Consider the following 20748-nt stretch of genomic DNA (forward strand, 5'->3'; position numbering starts at 1 on the left):
CCCGACCGTCCCTGGCAGGGCGAAGCGAAACGAGGTGTGGACATGAGCGACCTGACGAGCGCGGGCACCGCCATCGGCGGCGCACCGGTGGGCGCCGAGGGCCCGGTGCCGGATGCGCCGGCCACCGGCGGCAAGGAGCGCAGCGCGAGCCTGTGGGCGGACGCCCGACGGCAGCTGGTCCGCGACCCGGTCTTCATGCTCGCCTTCGTCTACGTCCTCGTCGTCGGTTCCATGGCGGCGTTCCCGACGCTGTGGACCAGCCAGGACCCGCGCAACTGCAGCACCGACCGGTCGCGCCTCGCCCCGAGCGGGGACCACCCGTTCGGCTTCAACATCCTGGGCTGCGACTACTACTCGCACGCCATCTACGGGGCTCGCCCGTCGATCGTGATCGCGATCATGGCCACCGGCGCGATCGTGGTCGTCGGCGGCGCGCTCGGCCTGCTCGCCGGCTACTACGGCGGCTGGGTCGACACGATCATCTCCCGGCTGATGGACATCTTCTTCTCGTTGCCGTTCCTGCTCGGCGCGATCGTGTTCCTCACCGTGATCAAGCGGCAGAACATCCTGACCATCGCCCTGGTGCTGTTCCTGCTGAGCTGGCCGACGATCGCGCGGATCATCCGGGGTAGCGTCATCTCCTCGAAGGACCTGGACTACGTGCACGCGGCCAAGGCGGTGGGCGCCAGCAACGGCCGGATCATGTGGCGGCACATCCTGCCGAACGCGATCGCCCCGATGCTCGTGTACGCGACCATCGTGCTCGGCGCGTTCGTCGCCGCGGAGGCCACGCTGACCTTCCTCGGTGTCGGCCTCCAGCCGCCGGAGGAGTCGTGGGGCATCATGATCTCCGACCACCAGGTCTACTTCCTGGAGGACCCGTGGCTGCTGCTCTTCCCCTGTGGTCTGCTGGTCGGCACGGTGCTGTCCTTCATCCTCATGGGTGACGCCCTGCGTGACGCCCTCGACCCGAAGTTCCGGTGAGTCCCATGAGCACTGATGTGAACGTCAAGCTGGACGCCCTGCCCGGCCTCGACCCGAACGCCATGCCGCTCCAGGTCAAGGACCTGCACGTCGAGTTCCGCACCCGCAACGGCATCGCCCACGCGGTCAACGGCGTGAGCTTCGACCTGCGGCCGGGCGAGACCCGGGCCATCCTCGGCGAGTCCGGCTGCGGCAAGAGCGTCACCGCCCAGGCGATCATGGGCATCCTGGACAGCCCGCCCGGCTTCATCACCGGTGGCGAGATCCTGTACCGCGGTGTGGACCTGCTCAAGCTGCCCGAGGCGCAGCGGCGCAAGGTCCGGGCCAACCGGATCGCCATGATCTTCCAGGACGCCCTGTCCGCGCTGAACCCGGTCTTCACCGTCGGGTTCCAGCTCGGTGAGCTGTTCCGCAAGCACCGCGGCATGTCCCGCAAGGACGGCAAGGCGCGCGCGGTCGAGCTGCTCGACCTGGTGAAGATCCCGGCGGCGAAGCAGCGGGTGAACGACTACCCGCACCAGTTCTCCGGTGGCATGCGCCAGCGCGTCATGATCGCCATGGCGCTCGCGCTCGACCCCGAGGTGCTGATCGCCGACGAGCCGACCACCGCCCTCGACGTGACCGTGCAGGCGCAGATCATGTCGCTGCTCGCCGAGCTCCAGCGCGAGCGGAACATGAGCCTGGTGCTGATCACGCACGACATGGGCGTGGTGGCCGACGTGGCCGACCGGATCTCCGTGATGTACGCCGGTCGGGTCATCGAGGAGGCGCCGGTCGACGACATCTACGCGAGCCCGGCCCACCCGTACACCAAGGGCCTGCTCGAGTCGATCCCGCGGCTGGACCTCAAGGGCCAGGAGCTCTCCGCCATCAAGGGGCTGCCGCCGGCGCTGACGAACATCCCCAAGGGATGCGCGTTCAACCCGCGGTGCCGCTACGCGCAGGACGTCTGCCGTCAGGACCCGGCGCCGCCGCTGTACCAGGTGTCGCCGGTCCGGACCGCCGCCTGCCACTTCTGGAAGGAGGTCAAGGGCGATGTCTGACATCGTGCTGGAGACCCGCGACCTGGTGAAGCACTTCCCGCTGACCCGGGGTGTCGTCTTCAAGAAGCAGATCGGCGCGGTCCGCGCGGTCGACGGGATCAACCTGCAGCTGCGCCGGGGCGAGACCCTCGGCGTCGTGGGCGAGTCCGGCTGCGGCAAGTCGACGCTGGCCCGGATGCTGGTGGGCCTGGAGACCCCGACCTCCGGTGACCTGTTCGTCCAAGGCAAGAACATGTCGAAGGTGGGCGCCGCCGAGCGGCGTCGTGGCCGGCGCAACATCCAGCTCGTCATGCAGGACCCGTACACGTCGCTCAACCCGCGGATGACCGTCGGCGACATCGTCGGTGAGCCCTTCGAGGTGCACCCCGACGTGCTGCCGAAGTCGAAGCGGCGGGCGCGGGTGCAGGAGCTGCTGGAGCTGGTCGGCCTCAACCCCGACCACATCAACCGGTACCCGCACCAGTTCTCCGGCGGCCAGCGCCAGCGCATCGGCATCGCCCGGGCGCTCGCGCTCAACCCGGAGATCATCCTCTGCGACGAGCCGGTCTCCGCCTTGGACGTGTCGATCCAGGCGCAGGTGATCAACCTGCTGGAGAAGCTCCAGAACGAGCTGGGTCTGTCGTACATCTTCATCGCCCGCGACCTGTCCGTGGTCCGGCACATCGCCGACCGGGTCGCGGTGATGTACCTCGGCAAGGTCGTCGAGATCGGCACCGAGGACCAGATCTACGAGAACCCCACCCACCCGTACACCCAGGCGCTGCTCTCGGCGGTGCCGGTGCCGGACCCGAAGCTGCGCGGCCTGCGGGACCAGATCGTCCTCACCGGCGACGTCCCGTCGCCGGCGAACCCGCCGTCGGGCTGCCGGTTCCGGACCCGTTGCTGGAAGGCCCAGGACATCTGCGCCCAGCAGGAACCGGCCCTGGCGGTGCGGGAGAAGTCGGCGCACCCGAGCGCCTGCCACTTCGCCGAGGTCCGCGACGTGGTGCACGCGGTCGAGTAGCCCTGCAGACGCCGTCGCCCGACCACCCTGACCGGGCCGGCGGTGAAGGTAGTGCCTCCTCAGTGATCCGGGGCGTCGGCCGCACCACGGCCGGCGCCCCGGTCCTCGTCTCCCCCCCTCGACGAGAGAGGCTCAGAGCGGGCCGCGGCCGGCCCGGAGCAGCAGCAGGGCGAACTGGGTGCCGTCCGCGCCGAGCGCCGACCGGAACCGCTCCAGGATCTCCTGCTCGCGGGAGAGCACCAGGCGGGTGCCGCCGGAGGCCATCCGGGTGGCGCCGACCTGCTGGGAGAGCTGGGCCCGCTCCTGCCAGAGCTCGATCAGCGCCTGGTCGATCTCGTCGATGCGCTGGCGGATCTCCGCGATCCGGGCCGCCGCCATCGGCTCCTGGGTGCCGGTGCGGGGATCGACGGATCCGCCGGCCCCGCCCGCTTCGGCCCGGCTCCCGTTCTGCTCCGCCACGTCTGTCATCATCGCCGTACCCTCCGGATGTCGGGCCCGGTGCCCGGATCCCGGGACGGAAAAGCCCCGGGCTCTCGGAGCCCGGGGCTTTCGTAGGTCTGGTTGATCAGGCGCGACCTACGGCTGCCGGACTCCCGGAGCCGTAGTAAAAGTAGAAGCGCTGACCGAACACGCCGTCGAGTATGCCGTGGGCGCTGCGGCCGGCGCAAGGAAAGCTGTCAACAAGGGGCCCTTCCACGACCGGATGCGTGGCGAAGGGGCCCTTCCTTACACCCCAGGCGTGCGTGGCGGGTTTCGTCGGGGCGGCGGCATAGACTCGCCGTGCGATGCATCCTCTCTTCGACATCCCCGTGTCCCCGCCCGCGCCCGCGCCTGCCCCGCCGCGCCGGTCCGCCGCTGTGCGCCTCGACCCGCAGCAGCTCCTCGACGGGCTGAACGGCCCCCAGCGGGACGCGGTCGCCCACGCCGGGTCGCCGCTGCTCATCGTGGCCGGCGCCGGCTCGGGCAAGACCCGGGTGCTGACCCACCGGATCGCGTACCTGCTGGCGGCGCGGGACGTGCACCCCGGCCAGATCATCGCGATCACCTTCACCAACAAGGCCGCCGGCGAGATGAAGGACCGGGTGGCCGCGCTGGTGGGCCCGCGCGCCCGGCTGATGTGGGTGTCGACGTTCCATTCCGCCTGCGTCCGCATCCTGCGGGCCGAGCACGAGCACGCCGGCCTCAAGTCCACGTTCTCGATCTACGACGCGGACGACTCCCGCCGGCTGATGCAGCTCGTCGCCCGCGAGCTGGATCTCGACCCGAAGCGCTACCCGGCACGCGGCCTGGCGGCCCAGGTGTCCAACCTGAAGAACGAGCTGGTCGACCCGGAGGCGTTCGCCGCCCGGGCCAAGGGCCCCAACGAGCGGGCGCTCGCCGAGGCGTACACGCTCTACCAGCGGCGGCTGCGGGAGGCGCACGCGCTCGACTTCGACGATCTGATCATGACGACGGTGCACCTGCTCCAGTCGCACCCGCACGTCGCGGAGACCTACCGCCGCCGGTTCCGGCACGTGCTGGTCGACGAGTACCAGGACACCAACCACGCCCAGTACGTGCTGATCAAGGAGCTGGTCTCCGGCACCGAGGGGCTCGACCCGGCCGAGCTGTGCGTGGTGGGCGACGCCGACCAGTCGATCTACGCGTTCCGGGGCGCGACGATCCGCAACATCCTGGAGTTCGAGCGCGACTTCAGCGACGCCCGGACGATCCTGCTGGAGCAGAACTACCGCTCCACCCAGACCATCCTCAACGCGGCCAACGCCGTGATCGACCGCAACACCTCCCGCAAGCCGAAGCGGTTGTGGAGCGACGCCGGGTCCGGTGACCCGATCGTGGGCTACGTCGCCGACACCGAGCACGCCGAGGCGGACTGGGTGGCCCGGGAGATCGACCGGCTCGTCGACGACGGGGGCACCCGCCCGGGGGACGTGGCGGTGTTCTACCGCACCAACGCCCAGTCCCGCGTCTTCGAGGAGGTGTTCATCCGCGTCGGCCTGCCGTACAAGGTGGTCGGCGGGGTGCGCTTCTACGAGCGCAAGGAGGTCCGCGACGCCCTGGCGTACCTGCGTGCGGTGGTCAACGACGACGACACGGTCAGCCTCCGCCGGATCCTGAACACGCCGCGCCGGGGCATCGGGGAGCGGGCCGAGGCGTGCGTCGAGGCGCTCTCCGGCCGGGACCGGATCTCCTTCGGCGCGGCCCTGCGCCGGGCCAAGGACGCGCCGGGCATCTCCACCCGGGCCGCCAACGGCATCGCCGAGTTCGTCGCGCTGCTCGACGGCGCCCGGGAGCTGGCCGAGACGGGGACGCCCGAGGAGGTGCTGGAGGCGCTGCTGACCCGCTCGGGCTACCTGACCGAGCTGGAGGAGAGCCTCGACCCGCAGGACGCCGGCCGGGTCGACAACCTCCAGGAGCTGGTCAGCGTCGCCCGGGAGTACACGGAGCGCGTCGAGGCGCTCGGCGCCGAGGGGGAGCGGGCCACGGTCGCCGGCTTCCTGGAGCAGGTCGCGCTGGTCGCCGACGCCGACCAGGTCCCCAGCGACGACCCCGAGCACCAGGGCGTGGTCACCCTCATGACGCTGCACACCGCCAAGGGCCTGGAGTTCCCGGTGGTGTTCCTGACCGGCCTGGAGGACGGCGTCTTCCCCCACCTGCGCGCGCTCGGCGACACGCGGGAGCTGGAGGAGGAGCGGCGCCTCGCGTACGTGGGCATCACCCGGGCCCGCCAGCGCCTCTACCTGTCCCGGGCGGTGACCCGCTCGGCGTGGGGGCAGCCGGCCTACAATCCGCCGTCCCGGTTCCTGGAGGAGCTTCCCACGGAGCTGGTGCGCTGGGAGCGCACCGAGGGCTCGTACACGTCGTGGGCCGGCGGTGGCGGGGGCGTGGGCGGCCGCGCGGACCGACCGGACCGCGGCCGTGGCGGCTTCACCGGGGGTACGCCGAAGGCGGCGCAGCTCGCGCGGCGCCTCGGCGTGGACGGCAGCCGGCTGGCCACGGCCAGCGAGCTGCCCCAGGCGCCCAAGGTGGCGGTCGGGGACCGGGTCAACCACCAGCGGTACGGGCTGGGCCGGGTGCTCGCCGTGGAGGGGCACGGTCCGGGGGCGCGGGCGCAGATCGACTTCGGCGACCAGACGATGTGGCTGGTCCTGCGGCACGCCCCGATCGACAAGCTCTGAGTCGGTCGGGGCCGGTCCGGGAGGCCGGGGCCGCAGGTACGAGGTCGCCCAGGCGGTCCCGCCACGAGCGCCCCGGGCCGGGCCGGCAACGCCGCGGGGCCCGGTCCGGCTGAGCGCCGGGCCGGGCCCCTCCTCGTGCCGTGGCCGTCAGCAGGCCACGTCGATGCCCCGGGCGCGCAGGAACGGCGCCGGGTCGATCTGGTTCCACATCTGGCCCTTGTGCACCTCGAAGTGCAGGTGCGGACCGGTGGAGTCGCCGGTGGAGCCCTCCAGGCCGATGGTCTCCCCGGCGCCGACCGTGTCGCCGACGTTCACCTTCGCGGTGCTGAGGTGGGCGTAGTGGGTGAGGTAGCCGTTGCCGTGGTTGACCACGACGGAGATGCCGTAGCCGTCGCCGGCGTCGCCGGCCTTCTCCACGGTGCCGCGGTACACGGCGCGGACCGGCGTGCCGGCCGGCATGGCGAAGTCGATGCCGGCGTGGAGGACTCCCCAGCGGGGGCCGTAGCAGGAGGTGATCTCCGCGCCCTTCATGGGGATCACCCACGTCGGCTTCGGCTTGGTGGTCCTCGTCGGCGTCGGCTTCGCCGTCACCTTCGGCTTGGCGGTGGCCTTCGGGGAGGGGCTGGTGGACGGGCCGGGGGTCGGGCTCGCCCGGGTGGGGCTGGCCGACTCGCGGGTGGAGCGGTCGGCCCGGGCGGCGGCGTCGGCGCGGGCCTGCGCGTCGATCGCGGCGGCGGCCGGCACGGTGGCGTCGTCGTTGCCGGTGGCGGCGACCGCGACGCCCCCGAGGCCGAGCCCGGCCACCGCGGCCGCCGTGGTCACCAGCACGCGGGTACGGGTGCTGGCCCGCCTGCGATGCCGGGCGGGGGCGATGTTCTCGGTCGGGTTGAAGCTGTCGTCCTGCACTACGGACCTTCACTGATCGAGGGACACGTGACCTCGAAATACTGGTGTCGGTCCAGATCAGGCCGGGTAAGGGGATCGGGGGAGTTGCGGTCGGGTCCGATGTAGTCGGCGACCCTATGTCCGTCGACGTCCGGAATGCCGGCAAAAGTGATCATGGCCGGCCGTGCCCTTGGTCACATCACGCCACGTGACCGGAGACACTTTCAGGTCGGGACGCCCAAGGAAAAACCGCCCGGATCGAGCGATCCGGGCGGTCATCGGGCGTGACGCAGCGTCAGGACGCGGCCACCTCGTTGTAGATTGCCTCCACCTGGAGCTTGATGTCCACTCCGCGCTCCTTGAGCCAGGGCACCGGGTCGAGCGGCTCGCCCTTGACATGGATCTCCAGATGCAGGTGGGAGCCGTAGGAGTGGCCGGTGTTGCCGACCAGGCCGAGCTGGTCGCCCGCCTTGACCTGCTGGCCCTCCTTGACCGTCACCGCGGAGGAGTGGCCGTAGATGGCCTCGCTGCCGTCGGCGTGGCGGACGATCACCGTGTAGCCGTACCCGCCGAACCAGCCGGCCTTCTCGACCGTGCCGTCGTGGATGGCGACGTAGGGGGTGCCCTCGGGGGCGACCAGGTCGACGCCGGTGTGCAGCTTGCCCCAGCGCACCCCGTACGGGGAGTTGAAGTCGTAACCCTGGAGGGGGAGCAGCCAGACCTCGGGCTCGGCCTCGGCGCCGCCGCGGGTGGAGCGGTCGGCCCGGGCGGCGGCGTCGGCGCGGTCGGCGGCGTCCTGGCTCAGCGTGGACGCGGCCTTCAGCTCGTCGAGGACCGACGGGCTGACGCTCTTGGCGTCCGGCAGGGCGCCCGCGAGGAGCGCGACTCCGCCGGCACCGACGAAAGCGGTGGTGACGACTGCGGCGTAGCGGCTCCGCGGCGGGGTGGGTACGCGGCGGCGACCGCGATATCGATCGGGCTCAGACGACAGGCGCTGGCGCACGCACACCCTCCGTTGTCGGGGTACCGAAGCGGCCCGGGGCGTTCGTGAAGCTCTGCTGAACCTCCGCTGACCGCGTCGCCACCCGTCCATGGACCTGATGACAACCGTGGACACGTTAGCCAACCGCCACGCCCGTCACAAGCCGCATCGCCGAATTGGTGTTGCGATCTGTCCGATTGCGTCCCTGATTGTGGCACCTCGTGACCCGGTGAACGTGCCCCGATACCGACCGTTCGTCGCGCACCGTGACCGATCGGCGGAGTCGTCCCGCTTGACGACCGAGGCCCTGTCTGTCACTGCCCGGCCACGCACCGGTGTCCGTCGTCCGCCCGATGTGATGCGGCCCGGATTTCCGGGCCCGGCCCGGTCGGGTTACCGTTCGTTCAGGTAAAGCCGCGGAGCCGGTGAAAGGGATGCGCAGATGAGCTCTCGTGTTCGGGTCGTCGTCGCCAAGCCGGGCCTGGACGGCCACGACCGTGGCGCCAAGGTCGTCGCGCGTGCCCTTCGGGACGCCGGTATGGAGGTCATCTACACCGGGCTGCACCAGACCCCCGAGCAGATCGTCGAGACCGCGATCCAGGAGGACGCCGACGCCGTCGGGCTCTCCGTTCTCTCCGGGGCCCACATGACGCTCTTCCGTCGGGTGCTGGAGCTGCTCGGCGAGCGGGACGCGCGGGACATCGTCGTGTTCGGCGGCGGCATCATCCCGGACGCCGACATCCCGGAGCTGGAGAAGCTCGGAGTCGCCAAGATCTTCACGCCGGGGGCGACCACCCAGTCGATCGTGGAGTGGGTCCGGCAGAACGTGGCGCAGCCCGTCAGCTGAGGCGCATCGACTCCGCGCCGGGCCGGCGGAGACCGTCGGCCCGCGGCCGTACCCGGACAGGGGGAGGGGCCGGACGCACCCCTCACACGTCCGGCCCCTCTATGCACGATGCCCCGCCGCCACCCCTCGACCGACAGGGCATCGGCCGTCTCCCGTCGTCGCGCCGAACCAGCGCTCCGACACCTGACTCAACGACGCCCCTCCGGAGGGGTTACGCACCCCCGACAACATCGCCCAGAAGGCTGACGCGGGGGTGACCGGCGGGTTGCGGCGGGGCGGTTGTGCATTACCGCACACCGCGCACCCGCTCGGTTGCCAGCGGTGTCGACCTCGCTAGGCTGCGCCCAATGGCCTGCTTCAACTGATGACAGGCGTCAAACTGTTTTCCATATCGCTGGTGGCGGCGCGACGGCGCGCCGCGGAGACGGGACGGGACGCGCAATCGTGGACCTGTACGAGTACCAGGGGCGGGACCTGTTCGAGCGGCACGGGTTGCCCGTGCTCGCCGGCGGCGTCGCCACGACCCCGGAGGAGGCCCGCGCGATCGCCGAACGCCTCGGCGGTCGGGTGGTCGTCAAGGCGCAGGTGAAGGTCGGCGGCCGCGGCAAGGCCGGCGGTGTGAAGCTGGCCGAGGGCGCGGAGGAGACGGTGGCCCGGGCCACCGACATCCTCGGCATGGACATCAAGGGGCACACCGTCCACAAGGTCATGATCACCGTGACCGCGGACGTGGCCGAGGAGTACTACTTCTCCTACCTGCTGGACCGGGCGAACCGCACCTTCCTCTGCATCGCCAGCGTCGCCGGCGGCATGGACATCGAGCAGGTCGCCGCCGAGACCCCGGAGAAGGTCGTCAAGGCCCCGATCGACGCGAACACCGGCGTCGACGAGGCCACGGCGCGGGAGATCGTCACCGCGGCCGGGTTCCCGGCCGAGGTCGCCGACCAGGTCGTCGAGGTCGCCGTGGGCCTGTGGAAGGCCTTCGTCGCCGAGGACGCGACCCTCGTCGAGGTGAACCCGCTGGCCAAGACCGGCGAGGGCAAGCTGCTGCTGCTCGACGCCAAGGTGACCCTGGACGAGAACGCCGCCTTCCGGCACCCCGACCACGAGGCGCTGGTCGACCAGGCCGCGGTGGACCCGCTGGAGCAGGCCGCCAAGGAGAAGGACCTCAACTACGTCAAGCTCGACGGCGAGGTCGGCATCATCGGCAACGGCGCGGGTCTGGTCATGTCGACCCTCGACGTGGTCGCGTACGCCGGTGAGCGGCACGGCGGCGTCAAGCCGGCCAACTTCCTCGACATCGGCGGCGGCGCGAGCGCGGCCGTGATGGCGAACGGCCTGGAGATCGTGCTGTCCGACCCGTCGGTCAGGAGCGTCTTCGTCAACGTCTTCGGCGGCATCACCGCCTGCGACGAGGTCGCCAACGGCATCGTGCAGGCGCTGGCCCTGCTCGAGCAGCGTGGCGAGAAGGTCACCAAGCCGCTGGTCGTCCGCCTCGACGGCAACAACGCCGAGGCCGGTCGGGCGATCCTCGACGGCGCGAACAACCCGCTCGTGCAGCGGGTCGACACGATGGACGGCGCGGCCGAGCGGGCCGCCGAGCTGGCCGCTGCGGGGGTCTGACACATGGCGATCTGGCTGACCAAGGACTCGAAGGTCATCGTTCAGGGGATGACCGGTTCCGAGGGTTCCAAGCACACCCGGCGGATGCTGGCCGCGGGCACCAACGTCGTCGGTGGCGTGAACCCGCGCAAGGCGGGCACCACCGTCGACTTCGGCGGCACCGAGCTGCCGGTCTTCGCGAACGTCGCGGACGCCATGAAGGAGACCGGCGCCGACGTGACGGTCATCTTCGTGCCGCCGCAGTTCACCAAGGGCGCGGTGATCGAGGCGATCGACGCCGCCATCCCGCTGGCCGTGGTGATCACCGAGGGCGTGCCGGTGCACGACACCGCCGCCTTCTGGGCGTACAACGTGGCGCAGGGGGAGCGGACCCGCATCATCGGCCCGAACTGCCCCGGCATCGCCTCGCCGGGCGCCTCCAACGCCGGCATCATCCCGGCCGACATCACCGGCACCGGCCGGATCGGCCTGGTCAGCAAGAGCGGCACGCTGACCTACCAGATGATGTACGAGCTGCGCGACATCGGCTTCTCCACCTGCGTCGGCATCGGCGGTGACCCGATCATCGGCACCACCCACATCGACGCGCTGGCCGCGTTCGAGGCCGACCCGGAGACCGACGCGATCGTCATGATCGGTGAGATCGGTGGCGACGCCGAGGAGCGGGCCGCTGAGTTCATCAAGGCGAACGTGACCAAGCCGGTGGTCGGCTACATCGCCGGCTTCACCGCGCCGCCCGGCAAGACCATGGGTCACGCGGGCGCCATCATCTCCGGCTCGGCCGGCACGGCCGACGCCAAGAAGGCGGCGCTGGAGGCGGTCGGCGTCAAGGTCGGCAAGACCCCGACCGAGACCGCGAAGCTGATGCGGGAGATCATGTCCGCGGGCTGAGCCCTCGGTGATCGTCACGAAGGGGCCGACCGTTCACGGTCGGCCCCTTCGGTCGTCTCCGGATCCCGGCCTCGGCTCGACATGATCGGCAGGACAGGCCCTAGTCGTTGTAGAGCGGATAGTTGCCGCCGGCCCAGAGGATGCCGCTGCCGATGATGTTGATCACGCCGAAGGCTATGGCCAGCCAGCCCAGCACCGGTGACTGACCGAAGCGCCGGGCGTCGCGGATCGACAGGTAGCCGAAGACGATCCCCAGGATGCCGCAGCAGAGCAGGCCGGTGATGATGCCGAGCACACCCCAGAGCGTGGTCCGGTCCCGGCCGCCCGCCGGTGGCGGCGGGGGCGGTGGATAGGGAGCGTTCACGGCGTGCCTCCTCCGCGTCGCGATCACGGTCCTGTGGCCGAGGCTAGACCCGATCCGAGGTGGGGAACGGTGGATCACGGAACTCGCCGCCGTCCGGGCGCGGTATCGGACTGCCATCGGCGGTGCGGCGTGCCAGAGTAGACCCGATGTCGTTCGTCACCCCCGATCAGCCCAGCCGACCCACGGAGGTGGGCCCGCGGCCACCCGGGCGCCCCGGCGCGGCCCGACGGATCCCCGCGCCGCGCACGGGCGAGCCGCCCCGCCGCCGGCCGCCGCTCGCCGTCGCCGCCGGGGTCGCCGCCGCCGGTGCCGCGTTCACCTCCTGGCTGCCGGTGGCGGTGGTGCTCTGGCTCTTCCAGCTCAGTGAGGGAGCCGCGACCGTGCCGGCCGCGGTCCGTGCCGGGCTGGCCGGCTGGCTCCTCGGGCACGGTGTCCCGTTGACGACCGACGCCGGGCCGCTCGGGCTCGCCCCGCTGGCCATGACGTTGCTCGCCGTCTGGCGGCTCACCCGGGCCGGCGTGCACACGAGCCGCGCGATCGGCGCCCGCGGCAGCCGCTCCCCACGCCGGGCGCTCGTCGCCGCCGGCGCGGTCGGCGTCGCGTACGCCGTGCTCGGCGTGCTCGCTGCCCTGCTGGTGGCGGCCGGCGGGCCCGGGGTGTCGCCGGTGCGGGCGGGAGTGACCCTGGCCGTGGTCGGCACGCTCGCCGCCCTGGTCGGTGCCGCCCGAACGACCGGCGTCGCCCACCTGCTCGCCGAGCGGGCGCCGCTGCCGCTGCGCGACGGGGTTCGGGCCGGCCTGGTCGCCGGGCTGTTGCTGCTCGGGGGCGGCGCCGGTGCGGCGGGCCTGGCGGTGGCGACCGGGGGCGGTGACGCGGCCGACCTGATCGGGGCGTACCGCACCGGCGTGGCCGGCCAGGCGGGCATCACGCTGGTCAGTTTGGCGTACGCACCGAACGCCGCCGTCTGGTCGGCCAGTTACCTGCTCGGTCCCGGTTTCGCCGTCGGCACCGACACCGCCGTCCGGACGAGCGAGGTGTCGGTGGGCGCGCTGCCGGCCGTACCCCTGGTGGCCGGGCTTCCCGGCGGGCCCGTCGACGGGCCCGCCGGCGCGCTGCTCGCGGTGCCGGTCCTGGCCGGGATGGTGGCGGGCTGCCTGCTGGCCCGCCGGGTGATCCGGTCCGCCGCCGACGAGAAGACGCCGCTGCCCTGGGCGCCCCTGCTGCGGCCGGCGGTGCTCGCCGGGCCCGTCGCGGGCCTGCTGACCGGGCTCGCCGCGGCGGCCTCCGCCGGGCCGCTGGGCGGCGGTCGACTCGCCGACATCGGCCCGGTGCCGTGGCACGTGGCGGCCGTCGCGACCGTGGTGACCGGCGTCGGTGTGCTGCTCGGCGCCGCCGCCACCCGGGTCCTGTCCCGCCCCTGACGCCGCCGCCCGCGGCGATCCTGCCGTCCGGTCCGCCCCGACGCGCCGAGGTGGCCGGCCGGGTCACCGTCCGGTGCGACCGGCCCCGGCGCCGAGACGGCGGCGGGGCCGCCCGGATCGTCCGGGCGCCCCCGCCGAAGGCGTCACGGGTACGCCGGTCACGGCCCGGAGAGGGTGAACCCGACGATCGCCAGGGCGCCCCAGGCCAGGCCCAGCACCGCCCCGAACGCGCCGCAGACCATTCCGGCGATGGCCTGACCCGAGTTCCCCGCCAACCCCCGGTCGGCCTTCTGCTTCCCGAGCCAACCGGTCACCAGCGCGGCGACGCCCAGCGGCAGGCCGAGGTGGCAGCAGACCAGCGGGACCGACGCGATGCCGAGGATCATGGAGATCAGCCCGAGCGTGTTCTGCTGCCCCTGCGGAAACGGGTAGCCCGCGTTCGGGTACATCGGCGTCCCGCCGTACGGGTCCTGATACGGCGCGGCGGGCGGCGGGCCGTACGGCGCGGCGGGTGGTGCGCCGTACGGCTGGGCCGGCGGCGGGCCGTACGGGTCGTGCGGCTGGCCGGGTGCCGACCCGTACGGCGGCGCGTACGGGTCGTGCGGTGGCGGGGCGGTGGGGTCCGTCGGCCGTGGACCGTACGGATCCGGGCCGGGCTGCATGTGTGTCACCGCGTCCGGTCAGAGGCTGTTGGTGGTGCTGCCGCTCAGCGCGAAGGAGGCCAGGCAGCAGAGGATGGTGACGCCCCAGATGACGATGCCGACGATGAGCGCCCACTTGGACCACTTCTTCGACTCGGCGGCGGCGGCCTGGGCGCCCGCGTAGTCGCCCTGCTGGAGCAGCGGGTTGACCTTGCTGGCGTTGATGATGGCGGGGATGGCCAGCGGCCAGAACAGGAAGATCGAGACGATCGACATCGTCATGTTGTTGTCGACGGGGGCCGGCTGCTGGGGCGGGTATCCGGGCTGCATCTTCTGGTAACTCCTCAACGGGGGGTCGACGCCGGGGGCGTCGGATCGTGACGGCCGGGCACACGCCGGCCAGAGCGACCGGCAGCGTACCCGGTTCGTGCCAGTCAGGGCGTCCGTGACCGGCGCGCCGCCCAGCGGCTGGACGCCGCCGCCGTCCCGATAGGGTTGTCCGGTGACCGAGCCCGCGTCCGTCGCCCGCATCGTCGTCCTCGTCTCCGGCTCCGGCAGCAACCTCCAGGCACTGCTCGACGCGTCCGCCGACCCGGCGTACGGGGCCCGGGTGGTCGCGGTCGGCGCCGACCGGGACGGCATCGCGGGGCTGGACCGGGCCGCCGCCGCGGGGGTGCCGACGTTCGTCGAGCGGGTCAAGGACCACGCGACCCGCGAGGACTGGGACGCCGCCCTCACCGCGCGCGTGGCCGAGCACAAGCCGGACCTGGTCATCTCCGCCGGCTTCCTGAAGCTGGTCGGCCCGCACTTCCTCGCCGCGTTCGGCGACCGCTACCTCAACACGCACAACACGCTGTTGCCGGCGTTCCCCGGCATCCACGGGCCTCGCGACGCGCTCGCCTACGGCGTCAAGATCACCGGGGCCACCCTCTTCTTCGTCGACGCCGGGATGGACACCGGCCCGATCGTCGCGCAGGTGGCCGTGCCGGTGCTCGACGACGACGACGTGGAGACGCTCACCGAGCGCATCAAGGAAGCCGAGCGGCGCCAGCTCGTCGAGCAGGTGGGCCGCCTGGTCCGCGAAGGTTGGACGATCACCGGAAGAAAGGTCACGGTTCCGTGAGTTCCAGTCAGGACGAGCGCCGCCCGATCCGGCGGGCGCTGGTCAGCGTCTACGACAAGACCGGCCTGGTCGAGCTGGCCCGGGCGTTGCACGACGCCGGCGTGGAGATCGTCTCGACGGGGAGCACCGCCGCGGCCATCGCCGGTGCGGGCGTACCGGTGACCGCGGTGGAGTCGGTGACCGGCTTCCCGGAGATTCTCGACGGCCGGGTCAAGACGCTGCACCCGAAGATCCACGGCGGGCTCCTCGCCGACCTGCGCAAGGAGTCGCACGCCGCGCAGCTCGCCGAGCACGGCATCGCCGGGATCGACCTGCTGGTGTCCAACCTGTACCCGTTCCAGGCCACCGTCGCCTCCGGCGCCAGCCAGGACGAGTGCGTCGAGCAGATCGACATCGGCGGGCCGGCGATGGTCCGGGCCGCCGCCAAGAACCACGCCTCGGTCGCGGTGGTGACCGACCCGGCCGCGTACCCGGTGCTGCTGGAGGCCGTGCGGGCCGGCGGGTTCACGCTGGCGCAGCGCAAGGCGCTCGCGGCCCGCGCGTTCGCGGTGATCGCCGACTACGACGTGGCCGTCGCCGAGTGGTGCGCGCAGGAGCTCGTCGAGGACAACTGGTGGCCGGAGTTCGCCGGTCTGGCGCTGCGCCGGCAGGCCGTGCTGCGGTACGGCGAGAACCCGCACCAGGCGGCCGCCCTCTACGCCGACCCGTCCAGCCCGGCCGGGCTCGCCCAGGCCGAGCAGCTGCACGGCAAGGAGATGTCGTACAACAACTACCTCGACGGCGACGCCGCGTGGCGGGCCGCGAACGACTTCGCCGACCAGCCGGCGGTGGCGATCATCAAGCACGCGAACCCGTGCGGAATCGCGGTCGGCGCGGACGTCGCCGAGGCGCACCGCAAGGCGCACGCCTGCGACCCGGTCTCGGCGTTCGGCGGGGTGATCGCGGTGAACCGCCCGGTCAGTGTGGAGCTGGCCCGGCAGGTGGCGGAGATCTTCACCGAGGTGGTCGTCGCGCCGGACTTCGAGCCCGGCGCCGTCGAGGTCCTCCAGGGCAAGAAGAACATCCGGCTGCTGCGTGCCCCGGCGTACGCCCCGCTGCCGGCCGAGTGGCGGCAGATCACCGGCGGCGTTCTGGTGCAGATGCGGGACCGGGTCGACGCCGAGGGCGACGACCCGGCGACCTGGCGGCTGGCCACCGGCGAGGCGGCCGACGAGGCGACCCTGCACGACCTCGCCTTCGCCTGGCGGGCGGTCCGGGCGGTGAAGAGCAACGCGATCCTCCTCGCCAAGGACGGCGCGACCGTCGGCGTCGGCATGGGCCAGGTCAACCGGGTCGACTCGGCCCGCCTGGCGGTCGACCGGGCCGGCGCCGAGCGGGCGCGCGGGGCGGTGTGCGCCTCCGACGCGTTCTTCCCGTTCGCCGACGGCCCGAAGATCCTCATCGACGCGGGTGTGCGGGCGATCGTCCAGCCCGGCGGCTCGATCCGGGACGAGGAGACCATCGCGGCCTGCAAGGAGGCCGGCGTGACCATGTACCTGACGGGCACCCGCCACTTCTTCCACTGACGGACCCCGACGCCGGAGGCCCCGCCCCCTCTCGAGGGACGGGGCCTCCGTCACTGTCGCGGCGTCAGGCGGCGGCAGGCCGGAGTTCGGCGAAGTGGCAGGCCGACGGGTGCGGGTCGGCGGCGCGGGGCACCGTGGCCGGGTCCTCGACCGCGCAGACCTCCTGGGCCTTCCAGCACCGGGTCCGGAAGTGGCAGCCGCTCGGCGGGTTCGCCGGGCTCGGCACGTCGCCGACCAGGCGGATCATCTTCTGGCTGTCGCGCAGCTCCGGGTCGGGCACCGGCACCGCCGACAGCAGCGCCTGGGTGTACGGGTGGGTGGCGCGCTCGTAGATCTCGTCCTCGGTGCCGATCTCCACGATCCGGCCCAGGTACATCACCGCGACCCGGTCCGAGATGTGCCGCACCACCGACAGGTCGTGGGCGATGAAGATGTACGAGAGCCCGAGCTCGTCCTGGAGCTGTTCCAGCAGGTTGATCACCTGGGCCTGGATCGACACGTCCAGGGCGGACACCGGCTCGTCGCAGACGATGACCTCGGGTCGCAGCGCGAGCGCGCGGGCGATGCCGATGCGCTGCCGCTGGCCGCCGGAGAACTGGTGCGGGTACCGGTTGATGTGCTCGGGGTTCAGGCCGACCACGTCCAGCAGTTCCTGCACCCGCCGCTGCCGGCTGCCCTTCGGCGCCGCCTCCGGGTGGATCTCGAACGGCTCGCCGATGATGTCGCCGACGGTCATCCGCGGGTTCAGCGACGTGTACGGGTCCTGGAGCACCATCTGCATGTTGCGGCGCAGGCGGCGCAGCTCGGCGCCCGAGGCCTTGAACAGGTCCCGGCCCTCCAGCGTCGCCTTGCCGGAGGTCGGCTTCTCCAGTCGCATCAGCAGCCGGGCCAGGGTGGACTTGCCGCAGCCGGATTCGCCGACGATGCCGAGCGTCTCGCCGCGGCGCAGCTCGAAGCTGACCCCGTCGACCGCCTTGACCGCGCCGATCTGCTTCTGGAACACGACGCCGCGGGTGATCGGGAAGTGCTTGACCAGGTTCTCGACCGCGAGGATCGTCTCGCCCCGGACCTTGGTCGGGCTAGCGGGCGCTGTCATCACGGACCTCCTGCGCGAAGTGGCACGCGCTGGTCCGGCCGTCGCCGAGGACCAGGTCGTGCGGGACGACGTCCACGCAGACCTGCTGGACGTACGGGCACCGGGGGTGGAACGGGCAGCCGGACGGGATCCGCATCAGGTTCGGCGGCAGACCCCGGATCGTCGACAGCTGCTGGCCGCGGACGTCCATCCGCGGGATCGACTCCAGCAGCCCCTTCGTGTACGGGTGGGCGGGCGCCTTGTACAGCGACCGCACGTCGGCGTGCTCGACGATGCGACCCGCGTACATGACGGCGATCCGGTCGGCGACGCCGGCGACCACGCCGAGGTCGTGGGTGATGAGGATCATCGCCATGTCGAGGTCGCGGCGCAGGTCGGCGAGCAGGTCCATGATCTGGGCCTGCACGGTGACGTCCAGCGCCGTGGTCGGCTCGTCGGCGATGAGGACCTTCGGGTTCATCGCCAGCGCCATGGCGATCATGACGCGTTGCCGCATGCCGCCGGAGAACTGGTGCGGGTAGTCACCGAGCCGGGTGGCCGCGGCCGGGATCTTCACCAGGTCCATCAGCTCGACCGCCCGGCGGCGGGCGTCTCCCCGGGACATCCCCGCGCGCTGGCGCAGCGTCTCGCCGATCTGCCAGCCCACGGGGAAGGTCGGGTTCAGCGCGGACAGGGCGTCCTGGAAGATCATCGCGATCTCCTTGCCCCGTACCTGCCGGCGCTGCTCCTCGGGCTGGGTGAGCAGGTCCCGGCCTCGGTAGAGGATCTGGCCGGAGCGGATCACCGCGGGCGGGGTGTCGAGGATCCCCATGATCGCCTGCGCGGTGACGGACTTGCCGGAGCCGGACTCGCCCAGGACGGCGAGGGTCTCACCGGCGTCCAGGTGGTACGAGACACCGTTGATCACCTTCGCCACGCCCTCGGTGGTGCGGAACTCGACGTGCAGGTCCCGCACCTCGAGCAGGTGACCGCCCTCCGGGGTGGGGGAGGCCGGGGTGGGGTGGACAGCGGACTGGGTCATGAGGGCCTCACCGGAGCTTCGGGTCGAAGGCGTCACGGATGGCGTCGCCGAGCATGATGAACGCCAGCACGGTCAGCGCGAGGAAGGTCGACGGGACGATCAGCGGGGTCGCCGACTCCCGCATGTGCACCCGGCCGTTGTTGATGTCGATGCCCCACGAGATCGTGGGCTCCTTCAGGCCGATGCCGAGGAAGGAGAGCGTCGCCTCGGCGGCGATGAACGAGCCGAGCGCGATGGTCAGCACGACGACGGCGGGGGCGAGCGCGTTGGGCAGGATGTGCCGCCACATGATCCGGCCGTTGCTCGCGCCGAGCATCCGGGCGGCGGCGACGTAGTCCTGCTCCTTGGCGGTGATCACCGACGAGCGGACCACGCGGGCCGCCGTGGTCCAGCCGAGCACCGCCAGCACGAAGATCACCGAGGCGATCCGGACCGTCGAGCTGTCGCTGGCGACCCGCTTGAGCAGGACGATCGCGGCGAGCAGCAGCGGGATGCCGAGCACGATGTCGATCACTCGGGAGAGGATCGCGTCGACCCACCGGCCGAAGTAGCCGGAGAGCATCCCGACGGTGAGCGCGATCAGCCCGGTCAGCAGCGCGGAGAGCGCGCCGACCAGGAGCGAGGCGCGGGCGCCGTACACGGCCCGGGCGTAGGTGTCGCAGCCCTGGAAGTCGTACCCGAAGATGGCCCCGCCGGACGGTGCGGCGTGCTGCCGCGCGAGGACGCAGTTGGTCGGGTCGTTGCTGGTGAACAGGGCGGGCACCGCGGCCATCGCGGTGAACAGCACGACCAGCGCGAGGCTGATCCAGAAGATCGGCTTGCGGCGCAGGTCGCGCCAGGCGTCGCCGGCCAGGCTGCGGGGCCGGCCGGTGACGGTCGACGTGCCGCCGACCTGGTTCGGGGCGCCCGGCTCGCCGGAGGGCCCGCGTCGCGCGGCCTGGTCCTCCGACGCCGCCACGGTTTCGAAGTCACTCATGCCCGCACCTCGCTCCGCTCGGTGCGGACCTGAGCGACCGAGCACACTGCGTTGCTGATTCGTTCGCTGCGCGCTGTCGCCGCGTCCCCTCGCTGCGCTCCGGGACGCGGCGAGCCGCGAAACGCTGCGTTGCTGATTCGTTCGCTGCGCTCACTCATAGCGGATCCTCGGGTCGAGTACGGCGTACAGGACGTCCACCACCAGGTTGGAGACGAGGTAGACCACGACCAGCACGCTCACGATGCCCACCACCAGGGGACCGTCCTCGGTGCGGATGCCGCGGAAGAGGTTGAAGCCGACGCCGGGGATGTTGAACACGCCCTCGGTGATGATCGCGCCGCTCATCAGGTTGCCCAGTTCGACACCGAGGAAGGTGACGACCGGGATGAGCGAGTTGCGCAGCACGTGGATCCCGACGATGCGCCGCTTGACCAGGCCCTTGGACCGGGCGGTGCGGACGTAGTCGGCGCGCAGGTTCTCCGCCACCGAGGTCCGGGTCAGCCGCAGGGCGGTGGCCAGGGAGAGCGAGCCGAGCACGATGCCGGGCAGGAGCAGCGCGTACAGGTCGGGTTCGGCGCCGGCGGTGGGCGGGAAGAGCTGCCACTTGACGCCGAGGAAGTACTGGGCGAGCGGGGCCAGCACGATGGTCGGGATGCCGAGCACCAGCAGGGTCAGCAGCAGCGTCGAGTTGTCGAAGATGCTGGCCCGCCGGATGCCGGCGAGCACGCCCGCGGTGACCCCGACGAGGATGGTGACCGCCATGGCGATCAGCGCCAGCTTGATCGTCACCGGCCAGGCGGCGGCGAGGATGTCGCCGATCTGCCGTCCGGTGAGGGACTGGCCGAGGTCGCCCTGGAGCAGGTTGGTGACGTAGTCGAAGTAGCGGTAGAAGAAGCCGTCGATCCCGGTCTTGTCCAGGTGGAACTTCTCCGTCAGGTATGCCCGCTGGGCGGCGGTGACCGGGCGCTCGCCGGCGAGTGCCTGGATCGGGTCGCCCTGACCGGCGAACATCAGCGCGTAGACGATCAGTGTGGTCCCGAAGAACGCGAGGACCATCTGGAGCAGTCGCCGCAGAATGAAGCGGAACATACTAGGAAGTCTCTC

20 protein-coding genes are annotated in these 20748 nt (G+C 71.9%); 10 read left to right on the forward strand and 10 right to left on the reverse strand.

Features of this window, described 5'->3' with window-relative positions; all coding sequences use genetic code 11:
- Positions 1-42: 42 nt before the first annotated feature.
- The 3 genes from HCJ94_RS14860 to HCJ94_RS14870 are packed head-to-tail and all read left to right on the forward strand — an operon-like array spanning position 43 to position 3030.
- Positions 43-984 carry an ABC transporter permease gene (locus HCJ94_RS14860; RefSeq protein ID WP_168001604.1) on the forward strand — a complete coding sequence of 314 codons (942 nt, stop codon included), beginning with the start codon at positions 43-45 and terminating at the stop codon, positions 982-984.
- A 5-nt stretch (positions 985-989) separates the two neighbouring features.
- Positions 990-2027 (forward strand): ABC transporter ATP-binding protein, encoded by a 1038-nt coding sequence (locus HCJ94_RS14865; RefSeq protein ID WP_168001605.1) that lies wholly within the window; start codon positions 990-992, stop codon positions 2025-2027.
- Complete coding sequence (locus tag HCJ94_RS14870) at positions 2020-3030, forward strand: ABC transporter ATP-binding protein (RefSeq protein ID WP_168001606.1); 1011 nt, start codon at positions 2020-2022, stop codon at positions 3028-3030. Before HCJ94_RS14865 ends, HCJ94_RS14870 begins: the two co-directional genes overlap by 8 nt.
- Before the next feature lie 132 nt (positions 3031-3162).
- Here HCJ94_RS14870 and HCJ94_RS14875 read toward each other — a convergent pair whose 3' ends face one another.
- On the reverse strand, positions 3163-3501 hold the full coding sequence (locus tag HCJ94_RS14875) for a chorismate mutase (protein ID WP_168001607.1): 339 nt from the start codon (positions 3499-3501) through the stop codon (positions 3163-3165).
- A 314-nt stretch (positions 3502-3815) separates the two neighbouring features.
- Between HCJ94_RS14875 and pcrA the strand changes: the two genes are divergently transcribed.
- Positions 3816-6209: a DNA helicase PcrA gene (gene pcrA, locus HCJ94_RS14880; protein WP_168001608.1), complete on the forward strand. Its 2394-nt coding sequence runs from the start codon at positions 3816-3818 to the stop codon at positions 6207-6209.
- Between the two features lie 147 nt (positions 6210-6356).
- Here pcrA and HCJ94_RS14885 read toward each other — a convergent pair whose 3' ends face one another.
- Positions 6357-7115, reverse strand: a complete 759-nt coding sequence (locus tag HCJ94_RS14885) for a M23 family metallopeptidase (RefSeq protein ID WP_168001609.1) — start codon at positions 7113-7115, stop codon at positions 6357-6359.
- A 274-nt stretch (positions 7116-7389) separates the two neighbouring features.
- Complete coding sequence (locus HCJ94_RS14890) at positions 7390-8097, reverse strand: M23 family metallopeptidase (protein WP_168001610.1); 708 nt, start codon at positions 8095-8097, stop codon at positions 7390-7392.
- Between the two features lie 421 nt (positions 8098-8518).
- On the opposite strand from HCJ94_RS14890, the gene icmB reads away from it, so the two are divergent.
- From icmB to sucD, 3 genes are all read left to right on the forward strand, one after another.
- Positions 8519-8923, forward strand: coding sequence for a coenzyme B12-dependent isobutyryl CoA mutase small subunit (gene icmB, locus HCJ94_RS14895; protein ID WP_168001611.1), 405 nt, complete (start codon positions 8519-8521; stop codon positions 8921-8923).
- A 444-nt stretch (positions 8924-9367) separates the two neighbouring features.
- On the forward strand, positions 9368-10546 hold the full coding sequence (gene sucC, locus HCJ94_RS14900) for an ADP-forming succinate--CoA ligase subunit beta (protein WP_168001612.1): 1179 nt from the start codon (positions 9368-9370) through the stop codon (positions 10544-10546).
- 3 nt (positions 10547-10549) lie between these two features.
- Entirely contained in the window at positions 10550-11437 is an 888-nt protein-coding gene (sucD, locus tag HCJ94_RS14905; protein WP_168001613.1) for a succinate--CoA ligase subunit alpha, read from the forward strand.
- 100 nt (positions 11438-11537) lie between these two features.
- Here sucD and HCJ94_RS14910 read toward each other — a convergent pair whose 3' ends face one another.
- On the reverse strand, positions 11538-11801 hold the full coding sequence (locus HCJ94_RS14910) for a DUF4190 domain-containing protein (RefSeq protein ID WP_155330334.1): 264 nt from the start codon (positions 11799-11801) through the stop codon (positions 11538-11540).
- A gap of 146 nt (positions 11802-11947) precedes the next feature.
- Here HCJ94_RS14910 and HCJ94_RS14915 point away from each other — a divergent pair, with 146 nt between their 5' ends.
- Entirely contained in the window at positions 11948-13222 is a 1275-nt protein-coding gene (locus HCJ94_RS14915; RefSeq protein WP_168001614.1) for a cell division protein PerM, read from the forward strand.
- 158 nt (positions 13223-13380) lie between these two features.
- On the opposite strand, the gene HCJ94_RS29645 is transcribed toward HCJ94_RS14915, so the two are convergent.
- Positions 13381-13884, reverse strand: a complete 504-nt coding sequence (locus HCJ94_RS29645) for a DUF4190 domain-containing protein (protein ID WP_205801294.1) — start codon at positions 13882-13884, stop codon at positions 13381-13383.
- An 18-nt stretch (positions 13885-13902) separates the two neighbouring features.
- Positions 13903-14193, reverse strand: a complete 291-nt coding sequence (locus tag HCJ94_RS14925; protein WP_168001615.1) for a CD225/dispanin family protein — start codon at positions 14191-14193, stop codon at positions 13903-13905.
- A gap of 172 nt (positions 14194-14365) precedes the next feature.
- Here HCJ94_RS14925 and purN point away from each other — a divergent pair, with 172 nt between their 5' ends.
- Together purN and purH are read left to right on the forward strand one after the other, a co-directional pair.
- Complete coding sequence (purN, locus tag HCJ94_RS14930) at positions 14366-14986, forward strand: phosphoribosylglycinamide formyltransferase (RefSeq protein WP_168001616.1); 621 nt, start codon at positions 14366-14368, stop codon at positions 14984-14986.
- On the forward strand, positions 14983-16551 hold the full coding sequence (gene purH, locus HCJ94_RS14935) for a bifunctional phosphoribosylaminoimidazolecarboxamide formyltransferase/IMP cyclohydrolase (protein WP_168001617.1): 1569 nt from the start codon (positions 14983-14985) through the stop codon (positions 16549-16551). The genes purN and purH overlap by 4 nt, the downstream gene beginning before the upstream one ends.
- A gap of 64 nt (positions 16552-16615) precedes the next feature.
- Here purH and HCJ94_RS14940 read toward each other — a convergent pair whose 3' ends face one another.
- The 4 genes from HCJ94_RS14940 to HCJ94_RS14955 form a co-directional block, all read right to left on the reverse strand.
- Complete coding sequence (locus tag HCJ94_RS14940; protein ID WP_168001618.1) at positions 16616-17647, reverse strand: ABC transporter ATP-binding protein; 1032 nt, start codon at positions 17645-17647, stop codon at positions 16616-16618.
- Positions 17631-18668, reverse strand: coding sequence for an ABC transporter ATP-binding protein (locus tag HCJ94_RS14945; protein ID WP_168001619.1), 1038 nt, complete (start codon positions 18666-18668; stop codon positions 17631-17633). The genes HCJ94_RS14940 and HCJ94_RS14945 overlap by 17 nt, the downstream gene beginning before the upstream one ends.
- 7 nt (positions 18669-18675) lie before the next feature.
- Positions 18676-19644, reverse strand: a complete 969-nt coding sequence (locus HCJ94_RS14950; protein ID WP_168001620.1) for an ABC transporter permease — start codon at positions 19642-19644, stop codon at positions 18676-18678.
- A gap of 150 nt (positions 19645-19794) precedes the next feature.
- Positions 19795-20733 (reverse strand): ABC transporter permease, encoded by a 939-nt coding sequence (locus HCJ94_RS14955; RefSeq protein WP_168001621.1) that lies wholly within the window; start codon positions 20731-20733, stop codon positions 19795-19797.
- Positions 20734-20748: the final 15 nt, after the last annotated feature.

The sequence above is a fragment of the Micromonospora thermarum genome (assembly GCF_012034245.1).
GTDB classification, from domain to species: Bacteria; Actinomycetota; Actinomycetes; order Mycobacteriales; family Micromonosporaceae; genus Micromonospora; species Micromonospora thermarum.